An 18,070-nucleotide genomic window follows, 5' to 3' on the forward strand; every position below is an offset into this window, starting at 1 on the left:
CGGCCACGACCTTCTGGTCACTGCTGACCACCGGTGTGCTGTTCGTCAACGTCTGGGCGACGCTGTGGCGCCTGGCGCTCGGGTGGGTGATCGCCGCGGCGATCAGTCTGCTCGTCGGGTTCTTGATGGCACGGGTGCGGGCCATCGAGGACCTGGTGCTGCCACTGGTCAGCGTGCTGCTGCCGATCCCGTCGATCGCGTGGATTCCGTTGTTCATACTGTGGTTCGGCCTGGGCAACACGAGCGTGCTCATCCTGGTCGTGTTCTCCGCGACGCTGCCGATGACGCTGAACATGTGGACGGGCATGCGCTCGGTGCGGCCCATCTGGCTGCGCTCGGCGGCGTCGATGGGGGTGACCGGGTACCGGCTGTTCCGCAAGGTCGTGCTTCCCGGCTCACTGCCCTTCGTGATGACCGGGTTCCGCATCGGCCTCGCGCAGGCATGGCGCGCGGTCGTGGCCGGCGAGATGATCGCGGCGACGCAACTCGGCCTCGGCATCATGATCTTCAACTCGCGTGAGTTCCTGCAGACCGACGTCATGCTCTCCGCGTTGCTGGTCATCGGGCCGCTGGGCTACCTGCTGGAAAAGGTGCTGTTCCAGACGGTCGAGAACCACACGATCAAGCGGTGGGGGATGACCTCGGATGAATAGCGAAAGCGTGGCGGTGGAGCGCGAAACCGTGGTGGGCACAGGCATCGAAGTGAGCGGGGTGAGCGTTGCCCTTGGCGAGGCGCGCAAGCGGATCCACGTGCTCGACGATGTCACGCTGCACATACCGAGGGGCGAGTTCTGGTGCATCATCGGGCCTTCCGGCTGCGGGAAGTCGACGTTGCTGTCCATGCTGGCGGGCTTCGTGCAGCCCTCGGTCGGGCGGATCACCCTCGCCGGCGAGCCGGTACGCAGCCCGAACCTGCGGCGCGCAGTGGTCTTTCAGGAGTACGCACTGTTTCCGTGGTTGACCGCTGTGCGGAACGTGGAGTTCGGCCTGGAGAGCCAGGGCGTGACCGCGGACCGCCGGGAGCGGGCGCTGGCGGTCCTGGAGCGGGTCGGGCTCGCGGATTTCGCCGACACCTACCCGCACGAGCTCAGCGGCGGCATGCAGCAGCGGGTCGCGATAGCCCGGGCGCTCGCCTGTGAACCGGAGTTTCTGCTGATGGACGAACCGCTGGGCGCGCTCGACGCGCTGACCCGCGACCAGATCCAGGAGCTGATCGGAAAGCTGTGGCAGCAGTTCGGGCAGACCGTCGTTTACGTCACGCACAACGTCTACGAGGCGGTCTATCTCGCCGACCGGGTGGTGGTGTTCACCGCGCGCCCCGGGAAGATCAAAAGCATCGTCGACATCGATATTCCGCGACCGCGCGACCCGGCGAATCCGCGATACGGCAAGCTCATCGCCCACCTGCGTGGCCTGCTCACCGGGGAGGTCTCCGGTGACACGTGACCGGAAGAAGATCCTCTGCAGCGCGGGCATGCCGGAGCTGGTGGCGACCAGGCTCGCGGCCTTCGGCGACGTGGTGCCCGTCGCGGACGACGAACTGGCGGCGCAGGCCGGGGAGTGCATCGCCGTCGCCGCCCGGGCCTCGACCCGGGTGAGCTCCGCGATCATCGAGGCGGCCCCGGCGTTGCGGGTGATCGGGCGCAGCGGGGTCGGTGTGGACAACGTCGATGTCGCCGCGGCGAGCGGGCGCGGTATCCCCGTCGTGATCACCCCGGGCGCGACCACCGCCGGCGTCGCCGAGGGCGCCATCGCACTGGTCCTCGCGCTCGCCAAGCGGTTGCCCACCCTCGATCACGCGGTGAAGGGCGGCACCTGGGCGACGCGGGACACGGCCGACATTCTCGACCTGGCCGGGTCCACGCTCGGCGTGGTCGGGCTCGGCCGGGTTGGCCGGCACGTCTCCCGGCTCGCGCTGGCGCTCGGCTTCACAGTGCTGGGCCACGACCCGTTCCCGTCGCCGGAAATCCCCGACGGGATGCCGCTACTGGATCTCACCGCCCTCCTCGCGCGGTGTGATGTGGTGGTGCTCGCCGCAGCGCTCACCGGGCGCTCCCGGGCAATGATCGACGCCGGGATCCTGCGGAACTGCCGGCCCGGCCTGGTCCTGGTCAACGTCGGCCGGGGCGAGCTCGTGTCCTCGCTGGACGACCTTCACCAAGCCCTGCAGGCGGGCCGGCTCGGGGGAGTCGGGCTCGACGTCTTCCCACGCGAGCCGCCGGAGACGTCCCACCCACTGTTTCGCGACGAGCGCGTCCTGGCGTCCCCGCACGCGCTCGCGTTCACCAGGCAGGGGCGCGTGGCGATCTTCGAGGAGATGGCCGAGGGCATGGCCGAGGTCCTCTCCGGCCGCCGAGCCCGCCACGTGGCCGATCCAGCAGTGTATGAGTCCCGGAAGGGGGCGGTTCCGTCGTGAAGGCTCTCACCTGTGGCCGTGTCGTCGTCGGTGACGGCGCGGTGGTCGAAGGCCCCTGCGTCGTCCTCGTCGAGGACGGCCGCCTCGAAGCGGTGGGTACCGCCGAAGACGTGCCGATTCCCGGCGACGCGGAGATCATCGACGCGAGCGACCGGACGGTCATTCCCGGACTGATCGACTGCCACCTCCACCTGACCCAGTGGAACGTGCTGACCTTCGACAACTACCGCGTCGCGGCCTTCGAGATCAGCCCGCAGCTGCAACAGCTCTACGCTCTGCTGCACGCACAGATGTGCCTGGACATGGGCTTCACCACCCTGCGCGACCTGGGCGGGAACGGTTACGCCGGTTCGCTGGCGGCCGAGATGGTCGCCGTGCGCGACGCGATCAACCTCGGCATTCACGCCGGCCCGCGGCTCGTGGTCGCCGGGTTCACCGTCGCCACCGGCTCCCACCTCGACCTCATCATGCCGCGTAACGCGATCCGGGCTCCCGGGGTCACCGCGGATGGGCCGTGGGGGTTGCGTGAGCTCGCGCGCAGGCACCTGCGCACGGGCGTGGACCTGCTCAAGACCTGCGCGTCCGGTGGTGGCGGCACGGACAAGGAGGAGCCGGACGTCCGCAACATGACGCAGAAGGAACTCGACGCCATCGCCGACGAGGCGCACGCGGCGAACAAACGGTGCGCCTGTCACGCCTTCACGCCCGAGGCCCAGAAAATGGCCATGCGTGCCCGCGTGGACTCGCTCGAACACTGTGTCTTCACCGACGACGAAGCGGTGAAGATGATCCTCGACACCGGCACACCGCTGGTGCCTACCTTGGCCCACCGCAGCGACAAGGCGATCGAGCAGCGCCGCGCGGCCGGCACGCCCGAGTTCGTCTTGGAGAAGATGAAGCGGATCCAGCCCCTCTGCTGGGAGACGTTCCAGCGCCTGCATGCCGCCGGCGTGACGATGGCGATGGGCACCGACACGCAGATCGACCCGGACATGGGCGGCAACGCCTACGAGCTGGAGATCTACACCGAACTCGGGATGAGCCCGGCGGAAGCGCTGGCGACCGCGACGAAGAACGCCGCCGACGTGCTGGGGATCGCCGCCGGCACGGGGACGCTGGAAGCCGGCAAGACCGCCGATCTCGTGGCCCTGTTCCGTAACCCGCTCGACGACATCACGGTGCTGCAGGAGCGCCGGTCGATCGAGCTGGTGATGAAGGACGGCTCGGTCGTCGTCGACCGCAGGCCGGGGCATCCGACCCGCTCCGCCGTCCACCGCGAAGCCTGGGACTGGGCCAAACCGTGCTGAGTTGAAACAGGGATGCGTAAGCCATGGAGATGGAACATCGTCGTCTGGGCAATACCGGCTTCCGCGTGTCCGCGCTCGGGCTCGGTGGCAACGCGTTCGGTGGGCGCGCCGACGCTCGATCCGCGCGGAACATCCTCGATCGCGCGCTCGCGGCGGGCATCACCCTCGTCGACACCGCAGACTCCTATGCCGGTCAAGAGTCCGAGCGCATCCTCGGCGAAGCGCTGACCGGCCGTCGCGATCAGGTGGTCCTCGCCAGCAAGGGCGGCTCCCAGGTGGGCGCGGGGCCCAACGACCATGGCGCGACCCGGCACCACCTCATCGCCGCCCTCGACGGCAGCCTCCGCCGGTTGCGCACCGACTACCTCGATCTGTACACGGTGCACTTCGCCGATCCGGAGACCGGCGACGAGGAGACTCTGTCCGCATTGGAGGCGATGGTCTCCGCAGGCAAGGTCCGGTACGTGTGCGCCTCCAACTACCCCGCCTGGCGGGTGTGCCGGGCACTGTGGACCAGCGACCGCCGCGGCCTCGTCCGGTTCCAGGCCGTCCAGGCCAGCTACTCGCTGGTCGACCGCACCGTGGAACTGGAGACGCAGCCGCTCTGCCTGGATCAGGGCGTCGGCATCATCGCATTCTGGCCGCTCGGTGGCGGGCTGCTGAGCGGCAAGTACGCGCCCGGGGAGAACCCGCCTCCGGGGTCGCGCGCACTGACCCAGCCCATCTTCCGGCGCAGCTTCACCCCGCAGCGGCTGGAACTGGCACGCGAACTCCGGTGCATCGCCGAACAACGCGGCGAGACGCCCGGCGCGCTGGCGCTCGCCTGGGTGCTGCGCCGACCCGGCATCAGTTCCGTCCTCGTCGGCGCGACCCGGGTTGAGCAGCTCGAGCAGAACCTGCGATGCCTGGCCGTGGAGTTCGATGACGAACTGATGGAGCAGCTCGACTCGTTGAGCGCCGCGTCGCGATGGACACCCTTCCGATGACCGGGGCGCAACTCGAAGGCCGTACCGCGGTGGTGGCCGGCGGAGGCGGTGGCATCGGCAGTGCGGTCGTGCGGCTGTTCGCCCAGCACGGCGCGACCGTGCACGCACTCGGCCGCAACCGGCAGGCGCTCGCCGCGGCCGTGCCGCCCGAGTTTCTCGACTCGCGTCACGTAGTTCCCCACACCGTCGACGTCACCGACGAGGAGGTCGTCCATGAGTGCCTCGCCGGCATCCACGACACGACCGACATCCATGTCCTGGTGTCCGTGGTCGGGGTGAACGTGCCCAACCGCCGGCTCGGCGACCTCACCACCCGGGACTGGGACGCCATCCTGCGGAGCAATCTCGACAGCTGCTTCTACCTGATCCATGCCGCGCTGCCGGCATTGCGGCGGACGAGCGGCACGGGGATCTTCATCGGCAGTGCCTCAGCCTACTGGCCCAACGGATCAGGCGCGGCGTACCAGGCGGCCAAGCTCGGCCTGCTCGGGCTGACCCGGGCCGCGAGCTATGACGAACACACCCGCGGCGTCCGGTTCACCACGATCTCTCCCGGTCTGGTCGACACCCCACACCTCGCCCGGCGCGCCACCCCGCCCAGCGCCACGGCCCGCGCCGCCAGTCTGCGACCCGAGGATGTCGCCGGCGCCTGCCTCTACATCGCCTCCCTGCCCGCGACCGTGCACGTTCCCGAGATGGTCATGCTGCCGACCGCGTTGCAGGCACCCGGCAAGACCGAGATCCCGGACGCGCCGTCCCGGCCAACGTCACCATCGTCGTGAAGGGGACCACGATGTCGCTTCGCGAACTGATCGAGAAGAAGACCGTCACCTACGGCGGCTGGTGCTCCCTCCCGTCACCGCTGGTCGCCGAGGTGCTCGGCCGCGCCGGTTTCGACTGGATCTGCGTGGACTGCCAGCACGGCTTCGTCAACGACGAGACGCTCGTCGGCATGCTGCAGGCCCTCGACGCGGCCGGCCGGCCCGGCCTGGTCCGGGTCCGCTGGAACGATCCCGCGGCCATCATGAAGGCACTCGACGCCGGCGCGCAGGGTGTGCTCGTCCCGATGGTGAACTCCCCCGAGGATGCCGCCCGCGCCGCCCAGGCCTGCCGCTACCCGCCGGCGGGCATTCGAAGCTGGGGACTCAGCCGACATGTCCTGGGCCGGCCCTACGATCCGGCCTCGGCCAACCATGACACCGTTTGCGCGATCCAGATCGAAACCACCGGCGGACTCCGAGCCGCGAAGGAGATCCTCGCCGTCCCCGGTATCGACGTCGCCTATGTCGGTCCGGCCGATCTCGCGGTCTCCGCAGGCATCGCCCCCACCTTCGACGTGACCGATCCGCAACACGAGCAGATGATCAACACCGTCCTGCGCGCCTGTCTCGACCAGGGAACCGTGCCGGGAATACACGCACCCAGCCAGGCCGCGGCCACCCGGTGGCGCGACGCCGGCTTCCGGCTCATTACCGCGGCCACCGACATCGGCTACCTGCGTGCCGGAGCACACGCAACCCTGCACGCCCTGGACCCTGGACCAGTGCCGTGAACCAGTTCACGGGACCGGCACCGGCGTTCCGGAGAGGAGCAGCGCGGACGCATCGTGGCGGATTCCCATTTCGAGCTGAAGTCCAAAGGGGAAAACCCGTCCTCATTCTCAGCGTGAACCGACAAGGATGGGTGCCCACGTCGCAGGGGTCGATATCAGCCGTACGAGAGCGGCAGAGTGACGCCGAACGCCATCAAGACCGCCATTGCGGCGAAGCAGGCGCCGACCAGCAGGTCGGTATTGACTTTCGGGATGTAGTTGATGAAGTGCGCCACCGTGCGGCCGATCTGGTGGCCGGCAAGCGACATCAGGAAGGTCATGCTGCCGAACAGAATGGGCGCGAGCCAAGGACTGTATCCGGCAACGCCCAGTGCCGCGCCCGCGGCGATGTTGTCGACGCTCAGCGGAATCGGCAGCCCCCACCGTGCCCACTTCAGGTTCGGATCCGCGCTCTCCGGAGACCTCAGCGCACGAACGACGAGGAACAGCCCGTACACGCCCAAGCCGATCATGACAATCGTATTGGTCGTGTCGTCGTCGATCAGGTCGCCGAGAGCGTCTCCGATCAGCAGCCCGACCAGCGGTGCGACAGCGTCCCACAATCCGAAGATGGCGGATGTCTTGACCGACTGGACAATCGTCGGCTTGAGGCCTCCCAGCACGAGTGAACTGCGGAAGTTGTCAAGACTCAGAACGAACCCGATCGCAAGCAATCCGAACATCGAGAATTCCATTCTTCGGTCTGAGTGGGCAGGCAATCTACGGTCGATAACATGGAAGGCATCTGTGGTCCCGCGTAAGCCTTCCTGGCGGAAGATTCTCTGATCATCGCCAATGAACATTCAATGAACGCGGGACGGACGGCGGAAATCTGGAGTCCATCAACGGGCGGGGCGCGATGAACGGTGTCGCTACGCCACGAGGTGAACCCGTTGCTTCCTGAATGGAGAAAACGGACATATCATCTGTGTCGACCGTTGTGAGCGAGTCCGAGCAGGAATCCATTCGCGCGGAATCTACTTCCTCACCGACACCGGCACGGCGTTGATCTGGACACGTCCCGACCATCGCTGGGTCATCGGCCTGCCTGACACCGCCGAGGACGGCGATCCACAGCAGACAGTGCGTGACGTGCTCGGGATCGGCGACCTTCCGGTCGAAGTGCTCGGCGCCAACCGCTGGACAGCCGCCGCCCAGACCGCGGTGCGTTACTCCCAGGGCCTGGTCTTCCTCGCCGGGGACGCACCCGCCCGGCGCCGACTACCAGCCCAGCGCGGCCCCCGCTTGCCGAGCCCCCACCTCTGGCTCGACTCCGGTACCTCGACCATCGACCTGTTCGGCCGCGACCTCGTTCTGCTCACCGCCCCCGGCGCGGCGTGGCGCGCCGCCGCCGGCTCTTCCCGCGCACGAGGGATGCCGGTCATGCAGCCATCTCATCACCAATCCCGCTTGGCCCGGCTGCTACGGCGTCACGTCCGCGGGCGCTGTCCAACGACGCCCGCGCCGGGCCAGCTCACACATCAGGACCAATTACTCACCGCCCTGAAAACCAGCACCGCATTCTCGGAGTACCTCAGAAGTTTGTGCAGCGGTAGCTCGACGCGAGGGCCGGGTCACCGTGGCCGTTGTAGCGAGACACCTGCGGGAGCGGGCACAGGTCCTGCGACGCCGAGCCGTCGAGGGCGGTCGCGGCCAGCGTGGCCGGAGCCTTGCCGTGCTCGACCGAATCCACCGGCGCACCCGGCGGGTTCACCGGCTGCGCACCCGCGCCGCCACCACAGTGCTGCGCACCGGGGCGAGGAACAGGCGATAGAAGTCGTTCACGCGCAGGGCTGCACGACCGGTGCACAGGCCTTTCAGTGGTTCTGGTACGCCCGCAGGTAGTCGAGGGTGCCCTGCGTCAGGCCGCCGTCGACGGCGAGCACCTGGCCGGTGACGTACCGGGAGTCCCGGCTGAGGAAGAACGGGACGGCATCGGCGATGTCCGCGGGCAGGGCGCGACGGCGCGCCGGTACAACCGCCTCGTAACGCAAGTCGCGTTCGGATCCGGACGTCAGTGCTTCTTGGCTGCCCTCCGTGCGCACGCCGCCCGGCGCGATGGCGTTGAACCGGATCCGGCGGCCGGCGAATTCCACGGCGCAGACCTTGGTCAGCGACACCAAAGCCGCCTTCGACGGCGAGTAGGCGCCCATGCCGATGGTCGGCGTGGTCGCGGCGATCGACGCGATGTTGACGACCGATGCGTTGTCGGCAGCGGTCAACTGCGGGAGGAAGGCCTGCGTGAGAATCAGCGGGCCGACGACGTTGACGTCCAGGACCGCGCGGAACACCGTCGGGTCGACGGTGTCCATCGGCGTCACCGGATAGATGCCGGCGTTGTTGACGATCGCGTCGAGCCTCGGCGTCCGGGCGGCGAGTGCCTTCGCCGCTTCGGCGTCGGTCACGTCCAGAACCTCGGGCGTGCCCCCGATCTCGGTGGCGACCTCCGTCGCGGTCGTCCGGTCGAGGTCGGCGACGAGGACGTGGTGGCCGTCGCGGCCGAGGCGCCGGGCGATCGCCGCACCGATGCCGCGGCCGGCGCCGGTGACGAGGACGACCGGGGTGTCGGAGGTCATCCGTTCGGCCTTTCCGTGGCAGAGGTGACTGCGCGGACGAGGGCGAGCCGGTCCGTGACGACGTGCCCGGAACGGACCTCGCCTTCCGCGACGTGCACGATGCCGGTCGCGTGCAGCGTCGCGGCGGCACCGGCGTGCCGATCGGACAGTTCGGTCAGGCCGCCCGCGTACGTGCCCCGCAGAGTGGCGCGGAACGCCACCGCGCTTCCCGCGGAGAAGATGTCGTCGACAGTCACGGTGACCCCGTCGAGGCGCGGGCCCGCTGAACCGTCGTTCTCGCGAACCTCGCCGGCGGAAACACAGGCGTGGAGCCACTTCGCGGCCGTCGCCTCGGCGTCCGCGTCGCTCGGCACCGCTCGCGTGTCCCACGGGGCGATCGCGGGCGGCTCCACGACCGTGGGCCGGCCGGACTTCAGCTGGCGCCGCCGGGCGAGATAGTCCTGCTCGACGTAGTTCTCGACCAGACGCTCGCCGTTCCACCGGTAGACCCCGATGCCGGCCCAACTCGCCACCGCTCCCGCATGCGTTCGCGAAGCCCCGTGTTCGCTGAAGCGCAATGCGAGCCGGTCGCCGTTGGTGACGATCTCGTGGACGGTGAGGCAGAGTCCTGGGAACTGGCGGAACTGCCGGACCGCGGCGGGCACGTACAGCTCGTCGCGGCCGCACAGCACGTCGTCTCCCATGTGGAGGGTGTAGCCGGGCTCCATGATCTCCGCGCACACCGAGGTGTCGTGGGAGTTGGTGTAGTCCACGACGTATCGCCGCATCAAGGCGACGAAACCGGGCGTATCCGCTGTTTCTTCTTTCTGCGCCACGACGCGAGACTACCAGACGGTCGTTTGATAAAGTGGCGACGACCGAGAGGCCGGACGAGGAGAACTGGATGCGGAAGCGCTATGGGATGCTGGCGGTGGAGACGGTCGGCGCCGTTGCCGAGGTTGCGCTGGACCGGCCCGACAAGCTCAATGCGCTCACGGCCGGGTTCTGGGACGACCTGCAGGACCTGCTGCGCGACGCGGCCGGCGACAGCGCGGTGCGCGCACTGGTGCTGTACGGGCGAGGTCAGTGCTTCAGCGCGGGCGGAGACATCGCCGGTTTCGGCGAGCTGACCACGGTGCCCGCGCGACGGGACTACCAGGAGCGGGCGTTCGCCGCGTTCCGGGCGCTCGAGCGCTTTCCCAAGCCCACGTTCGCCGCAGTGCACGGGTACGCGCTCGGCGGTGGTTGTGAGCTGACGATGGTGACCGATGTCGTGGTCGCCGACAGCACGGCCAGGTTCGGCACACCCGAGGCGTCGGTCGGGCTGATGCCCGGGCTCGGCGTCGTGCGCGGCCGCGCCAACGTCAACCTGCACTGGATGAAATACCTCGTCTTCACCGGTGAACGGCTCGACGCCGAGGAAGCCCGCCTCGCGGGACTGGTCAACAAGGTCGTCCCGGAGGGCGAGCACCTCGGCGAGGCGCGTCGGCTGGCATCACTGGCAGCGGGCAAGCCCGCGGTCGCGCTCGCGGTGGCGAAGCGCGTGCTCGGCCGTGGCAGCGACGAGGGTTACGACTACGCGCTGGAGGCCACGTCCCTCCTGCACGGCACCGAGGACCAGCACGAAGGGGTGCTGGCCTTCAAGGAGCGTCGTGCTCCGCAGTTCCGAGACCGGTGAAGGGAACACAGTGACGGACACGAGCGCCGCGCGCGCCACTATGAAGGAACGGCTGGAGGAGCTGGCCCGCCGTCGCGAGGTCGCCCTGGGCATGGGCGGTCCCGCGAAGATCGAGCGCCAGCACGCGGCAGGGAGGCTGACCGTCCGGGAGCGGATCACTGGTGTCGTCGACGAGGGCTCGTTCTTCGAGATCGGCCTGCTCGCCGAGCCCGAGCTGCGGCACGAGCGCCCCATCCCCGGCGACGGAGCGGTCACCGGGTTCGCGCGCATCGACGGGCGTCCCGTCTGCGTGATCGGCATCGACGCGACGACGCTCGCGGGCACCACGGCGCCGGTCAGCATGCGCAAACAGGGCCGGATGGCGGAGGTCGCCGCGCGCAAGGGCCTGCCACTCGTGCTGCTGTGCGACGCCGACGGCGGCCGGATCCCCGACGTGATGGGCTGGCGGTTTTCCGGTCTGCCACTGGATTTCGGCACTTTCCTGCAGGTACCGGACGGCTACCCGGAGGTGCCCCGCGTCGCCGCGGTCCTCGGGCCGGCCTACGGCGACTCCGCGCTGCACGCGAGCACCGCGCACGTTGTCGTGATGACGGAAAGCTCCTCGATCGCGCTCGTCGGCCCGTCGGTGGTCGGCGCCGCGATCGGTGAGCAGGTCACCGACCACGAACTCGGCGGGCCCGAGCACGCGCAGGCGGTCGGCACGGCGCACCTGGTGGTGCCGACTGAACCCGATGCGTTCGACGCGATCGCGGCGGTGCTGTCGTACCTGCCCAGCAACGCCGCGCGCCCCGCGCCGAGGGCCGCGCCGGTCGAGCCGGGTGCTCCGGCCGAGCGGCTGCGGGACATCATCCCGGTGAATCCCAAGCAGGCCTACGACATGTTCGAGGTGCTCGACTCGATCGTCGACGCCGACACGCTCCTGCCGTGGCGCCCGGAGGCCGGTAAGGCGGTCATCACGACGTTCGCCCGCGTCGACGGGCACGCCGTCGGCGTCATCGCGAGCCAGCCTCGCTACGGCGCGGGTGCGCTCGACGCGGTGGCGCTGCGCAAGGCGCACGATTTCGCCGACATGTGTGACACCTTCAACCTGCCCCTCGTATTCCTCCAGGACGTTCCCGGACTCATGGTGGGAATCCAGGGGGAGCGCGACGGGATCGTCCTGCACTACGAGCGGCTCGTCGCGCGTCTCGCCCGCGCGAAGGTGCCGAAGATCTCCGTGGTGGTGCGCAAGGCGTACGGCGGCGGGCACATCGCGCTCGGCGGCCGGGCGACCCGGCCCGATCTGCTGGTGTGCTGGCCGATCGCGGAGCTGGGTTTCATGGCGCCCGACGCGGGCGTGAAGACGGTCAACCGCCGCAAGCTCGAGGACGCCGAGGCGACGGGCGGCGAGGCCGCGCGGCGCGCGCTCGAGAACGAGCTGACCGCACACTGGTTCGACGAGTCGGCGCCGTGGGAGGCCGCGGCGCACGTCTACGTCGACGACATCATCGATCCCGTCGACACGCGCTCGGTGATCCTGGCAGGCATCGAATTCGGCTGGGGCGACCGGGACCGTGTCGGCTGAAGGAGAGCGAGTGACCAGCGAGTTGCCGTCCTACGACGAACTTCCCGTGACACCCGGTGCCCCGCCCGGATCGTCGTGGGGGGTGTGGGGCGAGATCGGGACCGACGTGCTCGGCTGCCTGAACCTGCTGACGCCCGAACGTGTCGCGCGTGCCGCGTCGCTGGTGCGGCGTGGCCGGGTGTTCGGGCTCGACCTCGACGCCACGCTGCCCTCGCCACCGTTGTTCGGTCGGCCGCCGTTCCGGCACGAGGTCGTCGGGAAGATCGGCGGCTCGCACGACGACCTCCTGCACGACTGGAACACCCAGTCCTCCAGCCAGTGGGACGGGTTCCGGCACGTGGCGCACCCGCTGTACGGGCACTACGGCGGCGTGCCGGACGAGGAGCACGGCATCCAGCACTGGCACGGCCGGATCGCCGGACGGTGTGTGCTCGTGGACTTCGGCCGGTGGCGCGAGGCGCAGGGCCGGCCGCTCGCCTACGACGAACCGGACCCGATCACGCCCGGGGAACTGCGCGCGTGCGTCGAGGACCAGGCAACGCCCATCGAAGCGGGCGACGTCGTGCTGCTGCGCACCGGCTGGCTGTCCTGGTACCGCACGCTCGACGAGAGCGGGCGCGCCGCGGTGGCGCGGCCGGACGGTTTCGCCGCACCCGGCCTGCGTCCCGGTCAGGACATGCTCCGGTTGCTGTGGGATCTGCACATCGCGGCCGTCGCCGGCGACAACCCCGGAGTCGAGGTGCTCCCGCTCGGCGTGTTCACCGACCGGTCGGTGGCGCGGGAGGACAAGACGCGGTGGCCGGACGTCTTCATGCACACGGCTCTGCTGCCGTTGCTGGGAATGCCGCTCGGTGAACTGTTCGATCTCGACGAGCTGGCCGAGGACTGCGCGGCGACGGGAACGTACGAGGCGTTCTTCACCTCCTCGCCGCTGAACATGCCACAGGGTGTGGCGAGCCCGCCGGGCGCGGTGGCGATCCGTTGACACAGGAGGATTCGGTGCAGCATCTCAAGGACCGTGTGGTGATTGTGACGGGCGCGGGTGGTGGTCTCGGGCGTGAGCACGCTCTGCTGTTCGCGCGCGAGGGAGCCAAGGTCGTGGTCAACGACCTCGGCGGCGCGTCGGCGGTCGTCGACGAGATCCGCGCGTCCGGCGGCGAGGCGGTGGCGAACACCGACTCGGTGGCCGACTGGGCGGGCGCCGAGCGGATCGTCCGGACCGCGGTCGAGGAGTTCGGTGACCTGCACGCGCTCGTCAACAACGCCGGCATCCTGCGCGACCGCATGCTGGTCAGCATGACCGAGAGCGACTGGGACAGCGTGATCACCGTGCACTTGAAAGGCACGTTCGCCTGTACCAGGCACGCCGCCGGGTACTGGCGGCAGAAGGCCAAGGAAACGGGCGGGCCGGTGGAGGCCGCCATCGTCTGCACCTCGTCGGGGTCAGGGTTGCTGAACGGGGTCGCCCAGTCGAACTACGGCGCGGCCAAGGCAGGGATCGCGGCGTTCGCGCAGATCGCGGCGAAGGAGCTCAGTCGTTACGGGGTCCGGGTGAACACGATCGCGCCGGTCGCGCGGACACCCATGACGGCGCCCACGGAAGAGTTCGCCGAGATGTTCCGGCCCCCGGCCGACGCGGACGCGTTCGACGTCTTCGACGCGGCCAACGTGTCCCCGCTGGTCGTCTACCTCGCCAGCACACTGTGCCCGTACACCGGGGGAGTGTGGCAGGTCATGGGCGGCGAGGTCGGGTTGTTCGAGGGCTGGCAGGTGGTGGCGAGCCTCCAACGCGAGAGCCGGTGGAGCGTCGAGGAGCTGCGAAAGGAGATCGCCGGTCTCGTCGGTGCCCGCGCGAGCGCGGAGGGCAAGCTCCTCTCCGAGGCGAAACCCTTCGCCGGATGGGAAGCCACCCTCCGCGAACCCCGCTAGCTAGCCGTCGGCTTGGGCAGGTTCGGCCGTGGTCACCGACCCTGCCCAAGCCGACCGGGACTTTCTACAGCGCGGTGGCCACGTCGACGACGTCGGCGGCCACGCGGTCGAGCTTCGAAAGCAGGCGGTCACGATCCTTGGCTACGACCTCGACGATCACGCGGTCGACACCGGCGTCGCGGAAGCGCGCAAGCTTCTCCTTGTCCAGGTCCCGGAGTCCGGGGCAGACACTGACGGAGACGTCGGCGAGGCTCCGGCCGCGTTCGGCCAGCATCGGCTCGAGCCGCGCGAGCGCACCAGGCACGGCCGCCGGGTCGGGATTGAGGCTGTACCAGCCGCGGCCGAACTCGGCGACGCGCCGGAGCGCGGCGTCCGTCTCGCCGCCGACGTGGATCGGCGGATGGGGTTTCTGGACCGGCTTCGGGTTGAAGCGGCAGGGGGCGAGCTCGTAGTACTTGCCCTGGTAGCTCGACACTTCATCGGTCCAGCACGACTGCATCACACGAAGGTAGTCGTTCGTGCGACCACCTCGGTGCTCGAACGAAGCGCCCAGTGCCGCGAATTCCTCGCGCAGCCAGCCGATCCCGATCCCGAACTCGACCCGCCCGCCGGACAGCAGGTCCACATCGGACACCTGTTTCGCCGTGAAAACCGGATTGCGTTGCGGTACCACGAGAATCCCCGTGCCCAGACGTAGCGTCGTGGTCACGCCGGCGAGGAAGGACAGCGCGGTCAGCGGTTCCAGCAACGCGCCGTCGCTAGGACCGGGAAACCGCCCGTCCTCGGTGTAGGGATACCGGCTTTCGTAAGAATCGTGGTCGAACAGAACGTTGTGCTCCGCGAGCCACAGCGATTCGAAGCCGCGCTCCTCGAGCGCGGGCCCCAGCGTGCGGACGTAGGAGGCGGAGACGTTCTTTCCGCCGAGCGGAACCATCGCACCGATCTTCACACGGACGACGGTAGCACCCGCCGCACCCAGAAGTCTACCATTCGGTTGGTAGACATCTACTGTGATTCGATGTTAGGTTTCCTTCGCCGGGCACGACGTTCCGTGCGGCCCGGCGGTTTCGGTGCCGATGGCTGGGGCCGGGAGAGCGGGCCGAACGCGATGGACGAGTTCCTCGAGACGAAAGCCGTGCAAATGGACCTGATCGGGGCGGATCGCGACCCGCTGGTCGCCGGATGAAGGAGACGCCTGTGTTCGATTCGGTGCTGGTGGCCAACCGCGGCGAGATCGCGGTCCGGGTCATCCGGGCGTGCCACGACCTCGGCCTCCGCGCGGTCGCCGTGTACTCCGACGCCGACCGCGAAAGTCGGCACGTCGCGCTCGCCGATGCCGCGGTCAGGATCGGCGAGGCCAGCCCCGCGGACAGCTATCTGAACATCGAGCGCATCCTCGGCGCCGCACGCGAAAGCGGTGCCGGTGCCGTCCATCCCGGCTACGGTTTCCTGTCGGAGAACGCCGGGCTCGCTCGCGCCGTCACCGACGCGGGGCTGACGTTCATCGGCCCCCCGGCCACGGCGATCGAGGTCATGGGGGACAAGGTCGCCGCACGACGCGCGGCTGTGGAGGCCGGGGTGCCGGTCGTGCCCGGCTCCGACGGCGCGCTCGCCGACGCCGAAGCGGCGGTGGCTTTCGCCCGACAGCACGGGTTTCCCCTCGCGCTGAAGGCGTTGCACGGCGGCGGTGGTCGTGGCATGCGCATCGTCCGTGCGCCCGGTGAGTTGCCCGTCGCGTTCGAGGCCGCGGTACGCGAGGCCACCCTCGCCTTCGGCCGTGGCGACTGTTATGCCGAGCGCTACCTGGAACGGCCGCGACACATCGAGGTGCAGATCCTCGCCGACCATCGCGGTACGGTGCTCGCCCTCGGCGACCGCGACTGCTCCGTGCAGCGCCGCCACCAGAAACTCATCGAGGAGGCGCCCGCGCCAGGCCTCGATCCCGCTGTGCGGCGGGCGATCGCGGACGCGGCCGTCCGGCTCGCGCGACACGTGGGCTACACGAACGCCGGCACGTGCGAGTTCCTGCTCGACACCGACGGCCGCACCTTCTACTTCCTGGAGATGAACACGCGGCTGCAGGTCGAGCACCCGGTCACCGAGCAGGTCACCGGCATCGACCTCGTCACCGAGCAGATCCGCGTCGCCGGCGGGATGCCGCTCGGGCGTGTCCAGCGGGACGTCACCGTCACCGGCCACGCCGTCGAGGTGCGCATCAACGCCGAAGACCCCGCGGAGTCCTTCGCTCCCCGCAGCGGGAAGGTGCATGCGCTGACGCCGCCGCTCGGCCCGTGGGTGCGGTTCGACACCGGCCTGGAGGCGGGGCAGGAGATCTCGCCGTACTACGACTCCCTCATCGGAAAGCTCGTGACGTGGGGCGCGAACCGGGACCAGGCGCTGCATCGCATGGCGCGCGCACTGGACGAGTTCCAGCTTGCGGGCCCGGCGACGACCCTTCCCTTCCACCGCTTGGCGCTCGCGCATCCGCAGTTCGTCCGAGCGGAGCACTCGACCGTCTCCGTCGAGTCCGAATGGGACTTGTCGGACCTCGAGCCTGCGGAGACGGGTGACGTGACCGTTCAACCAGAAGCCGCCCCGCGGCGCGACGTCCGGCTGCCCCTCGGCGACCGCGTCTTCACGATCACGATCACCGGCACGGCCCACGACGCCGCGCGTGCGAGTTCCGCGCGGCGCCGGCAAAGCGGCGCCACGGCGACTCGCACGGATCGTCCTGCCGCCGAGACACCCGAGCTCCGGTCGCCGATCCAAGGCGTCGTCAGCCGCCTCGACGCGAAAGACGGAGACGAAGTGCGGCCCGGTGATCCCATCTGTGTCGTCGAAGCGATGAAGATGGAAAACGTCGTCGTGGCGCACCGGTCCGGGCGGCTCACCCTCACCCGCAAGGCCGGTGAAGGGGTCGAGCACAGGGCGGTCCTCGCCGTGATCGAGCCGTGAACACGATCGCGGAACTCGTCCTCGGCATCGGACGGAAATACGAAGGCTTGCCGCTCGACGACCTGACCGCCGCGGAGAGTCTCCGGGAGGACCTCGCCGCCGCGGACATCGCGGGCCTGTCGTTGCCGGAGGAATACGGCGGTTCCGGGACGCTGGCCGAACTCTGCCAGGCGATCGAAGCCGTCGGGCTCACCGGGATGACCGCCCCGGGGCTGTTGCTGAGCACAGGTGTCGTCGGCCGGATCCTTGCCGAGCACGGGACCGCGGTGCAGAAAGCCGCCCTGCTCCCCGGAATCGCGACCGGCGAGGTGCGGTTCTGCTTCGCGCTCACCGAGGCGGAGTCTGGTTCGAACCCGATGCGGATGCGCACCACTGCAGTGCGGGAGGGCGACGACTGGATCATCCGCGGCGAGAAGACCTACATCTCCGCCGTCGACCACGCCACGCACATGCTGCTCGTGACTCGCGCGGCGGACGCCCTGACGCTCTTCGTGGTCGAGCTGCCGGCCGAGCGGGTCACGAAGACACCGGTCACGGTGTACGTGCCGGTCGCGGAACGGCAGTGGACCCTGCACTTCGACGATCTGCGGCTCCCCGCGACCGCCGTGATCGGCGAACCCGGCCAGGGCGGGAAAGCGCTCTTCACCGGGCTCAACGCCGAGCGGCTCGCGGTCGCCGCGCAGTCGATCGGGCTGGGGCGCTGGTGTCTGGCCAAGGCGGTCGAGCACGCCAGGTCCCGCGAGGTTTTCGGCGTCCCGATCGGCGCGCACCAGGCGGTCCAGCATCCGCTCGCCGACGCGCACATCGCGCTCGAGAGCGCCGCTGCCGTGTTGTGGCGTGCGGCCGGCGAACGGGACGACCGCGGCACCGCCTGCACCATCGCGAAAATCGCGGCCTGTGACGCCGGGCTGCAGGCGGCGGACGCGGCGCTGCAGACGTTCGGCGGCAGCGGCTACACCGATGAAACCCAGGTATACCAGCGCTTCGCGTTCTTGCGTCTCGCGAAGTCAATCCCGGTCACGCGGGAGCTGGCCCTCAACCACGTCGCGACGGCCGCCCTCGGCCTGCCGCGGTCGTACTGAAAGCACG

General features: G+C 69.4%; 18 protein-coding genes and 2 pseudogenes. 15 read left to right on the plus strand and 5 right to left on the minus strand.

Annotated elements, in window-relative coordinates; translation table 11 throughout:
- The 7 genes from HFP15_RS34715 to HFP15_RS34745 form a co-directional block, all read left to right on the plus strand.
- On the plus strand, window positions 1-653 hold a 653-nt coding region (locus HFP15_RS34715), incomplete at its 5' end, for an ABC transporter permease (RefSeq protein ID WP_168521460.1).
- Window positions 646-1,446 (plus strand): ABC transporter ATP-binding protein, encoded by an 801-nt coding sequence (locus HFP15_RS34720; protein WP_168521462.1) that lies wholly within the window; start codon window positions 646-648, stop codon window positions 1,444-1,446. The genes HFP15_RS34715 and HFP15_RS34720, both read left to right, overlap by 8 nt.
- Window positions 1,436-2,416 (plus strand): NAD(P)-dependent oxidoreductase, encoded by a 981-nt coding sequence (locus HFP15_RS34725; protein WP_168521464.1) that lies wholly within the window; start codon window positions 1,436-1,438, stop codon window positions 2,414-2,416. The genes HFP15_RS34720 and HFP15_RS34725 overlap by 11 nt, the downstream gene beginning before the upstream one ends.
- The gene (locus HFP15_RS34730; RefSeq protein ID WP_168521466.1) at window positions 2,413-3,723 is read left to right on the plus strand and encodes an amidohydrolase family protein; all 1,311 of its coding nucleotides are present in this window, start codon (window positions 2,413-2,415) and stop codon (window positions 3,721-3,723) included. The genes HFP15_RS34725 and HFP15_RS34730 overlap by 4 nt, the downstream gene beginning before the upstream one ends.
- Before the next feature lie 29 nt (window positions 3,724-3,752).
- Entirely contained in the window at window positions 3,753-4,709 is a 957-nt protein-coding gene (locus tag HFP15_RS34735; protein WP_168521468.1) for an aldo/keto reductase, read from the plus strand.
- Window positions 4,706-5,491: an SDR family oxidoreductase gene (locus HFP15_RS34740; protein ID WP_168521470.1), complete on the plus strand. Its 786-nt coding sequence runs from the start codon at window positions 4,706-4,708 to the stop codon at window positions 5,489-5,491. Before HFP15_RS34735 ends, HFP15_RS34740 begins: the two co-directional genes overlap by 4 nt.
- A gap of 11 nt (window positions 5,492-5,502) precedes the next feature.
- Window positions 5,503-6,261 (plus strand): HpcH/HpaI aldolase family protein, encoded by a 759-nt coding sequence (locus HFP15_RS34745; RefSeq protein WP_168521472.1) that lies wholly within the window; start codon window positions 5,503-5,505, stop codon window positions 6,259-6,261.
- Window positions 6,262-6,416: 155 nt separating this feature from the next.
- On the opposite strand, the gene HFP15_RS34750 is transcribed toward HFP15_RS34745, so the two are convergent.
- On the minus strand, window positions 6,417-6,983 hold the full coding sequence (locus HFP15_RS34750) for a manganese efflux pump MntP (protein ID WP_168521474.1): 567 nt from the start codon (window positions 6,981-6,983) through the stop codon (window positions 6,417-6,419).
- Between the two features lie 322 nt (window positions 6,984-7,305).
- On the opposite strand from HFP15_RS34750, the pseudogene HFP15_RS44230 reads away from it, so the two are divergent.
- Window positions 7,306-7,494, plus strand: a pseudogene (locus HFP15_RS44230) (hypothetical protein); the annotation flags it as partial.
- Between the two features lie 340 nt (window positions 7,495-7,834).
- On the opposite strand, the pseudogene HFP15_RS34760 reads toward HFP15_RS44230, so the two are convergent.
- The 3 genes and pseudogenes from HFP15_RS34760 to HFP15_RS34770 all read right to left on the minus strand — a co-directional run.
- Window positions 7,835-8,088 (minus strand): annotated as a pseudogene (locus HFP15_RS34760) (tannase/feruloyl esterase family alpha/beta hydrolase); the annotation flags it as partial.
- A gap of 29 nt (window positions 8,089-8,117) precedes the next feature.
- Window positions 8,118-8,876 carry an SDR family NAD(P)-dependent oxidoreductase gene (locus HFP15_RS34765; protein ID WP_168521476.1) on the minus strand — a complete coding sequence of 253 codons (759 nt, stop codon included), beginning with the start codon at window positions 8,874-8,876 and terminating at the stop codon, window positions 8,118-8,120.
- Window positions 8,873-9,691, minus strand: a complete 819-nt coding sequence (locus HFP15_RS34770) for an ester cyclase (protein WP_168521478.1) — start codon at window positions 9,689-9,691, stop codon at window positions 8,873-8,875. The genes HFP15_RS34765 and HFP15_RS34770 overlap by 4 nt, the downstream gene beginning before the upstream one ends.
- A gap of 68 nt (window positions 9,692-9,759) precedes the next feature.
- Here HFP15_RS34770 and HFP15_RS34775 point away from each other — a divergent pair, with 68 nt between their 5' ends.
- Genes HFP15_RS34775 through HFP15_RS34790 form a run of 4 tightly spaced genes read left to right on the plus strand, consistent with a single transcriptional unit; the run spans window position 9,760 to window position 14,026 of the window.
- Window positions 9,760-10,533: an enoyl-CoA hydratase/isomerase family protein gene (locus HFP15_RS34775; RefSeq protein ID WP_168521480.1), complete on the plus strand. Its 774-nt coding sequence runs from the start codon at window positions 9,760-9,762 to the stop codon at window positions 10,531-10,533.
- A 10-nt stretch (window positions 10,534-10,543) separates the two neighbouring features.
- Complete coding sequence (locus tag HFP15_RS34780; RefSeq protein ID WP_168521482.1) at window positions 10,544-12,097, plus strand: acyl-CoA carboxylase subunit beta; 1,554 nt, start codon at window positions 10,544-10,546, stop codon at window positions 12,095-12,097.
- Between the two features lie 10 nt (window positions 12,098-12,107).
- Window positions 12,108-13,082: a cyclase family protein gene (locus tag HFP15_RS34785; RefSeq protein ID WP_168521484.1), complete on the plus strand. Its 975-nt coding sequence runs from the start codon at window positions 12,108-12,110 to the stop codon at window positions 13,080-13,082.
- 14 nt (window positions 13,083-13,096) lie between these two features.
- Entirely contained in the window at window positions 13,097-14,026 is a 930-nt protein-coding gene (locus tag HFP15_RS34790; RefSeq protein ID WP_168521486.1) for an SDR family NAD(P)-dependent oxidoreductase, read from the plus strand.
- Between the two features lie 64 nt (window positions 14,027-14,090).
- On the opposite strand, the gene HFP15_RS34795 is transcribed toward HFP15_RS34790, so the two are convergent.
- On the minus strand, window positions 14,091-14,975 hold the full coding sequence (locus tag HFP15_RS34795; protein ID WP_168521488.1) for an LLM class F420-dependent oxidoreductase: 885 nt from the start codon (window positions 14,973-14,975) through the stop codon (window positions 14,091-14,093).
- A gap of 69 nt (window positions 14,976-15,044) precedes the next feature.
- Here HFP15_RS34795 and HFP15_RS34800 point away from each other — a divergent pair, with 69 nt between their 5' ends.
- From HFP15_RS34800 to HFP15_RS34810, 3 genes are read left to right on the plus strand one after another with little or no spacing between them, the layout of a single operon-like run.
- A complete protein-coding gene (locus HFP15_RS34800; RefSeq protein WP_168521490.1) occupies window positions 15,045-15,212 on the plus strand; it encodes an aldehyde dehydrogenase in 168 nt (55 codons plus the stop codon).
- 11 nt (window positions 15,213-15,223) lie between these two features.
- Entirely contained in the window at window positions 15,224-16,981 is a 1,758-nt protein-coding gene (locus tag HFP15_RS34805) for an acetyl/propionyl/methylcrotonyl-CoA carboxylase subunit alpha (protein WP_168521492.1), read from the plus strand.
- Window positions 16,978-18,063 (plus strand): acyl-CoA dehydrogenase family protein, encoded by a 1,086-nt coding sequence (locus HFP15_RS34810; protein ID WP_168521494.1) that lies wholly within the window; start codon window positions 16,978-16,980, stop codon window positions 18,061-18,063. Before HFP15_RS34805 ends, HFP15_RS34810 begins: the two co-directional genes overlap by 4 nt.
- The last annotated feature ends 7 nt before the right edge of the window (window positions 18,064-18,070 follow it).

It is taken from the genome of Amycolatopsis acididurans (genome assembly GCF_012328925.1).
GTDB lineage: Bacteria > Actinomycetota > Actinomycetes > Mycobacteriales > Pseudonocardiaceae > Amycolatopsis_E > Amycolatopsis_E acididurans.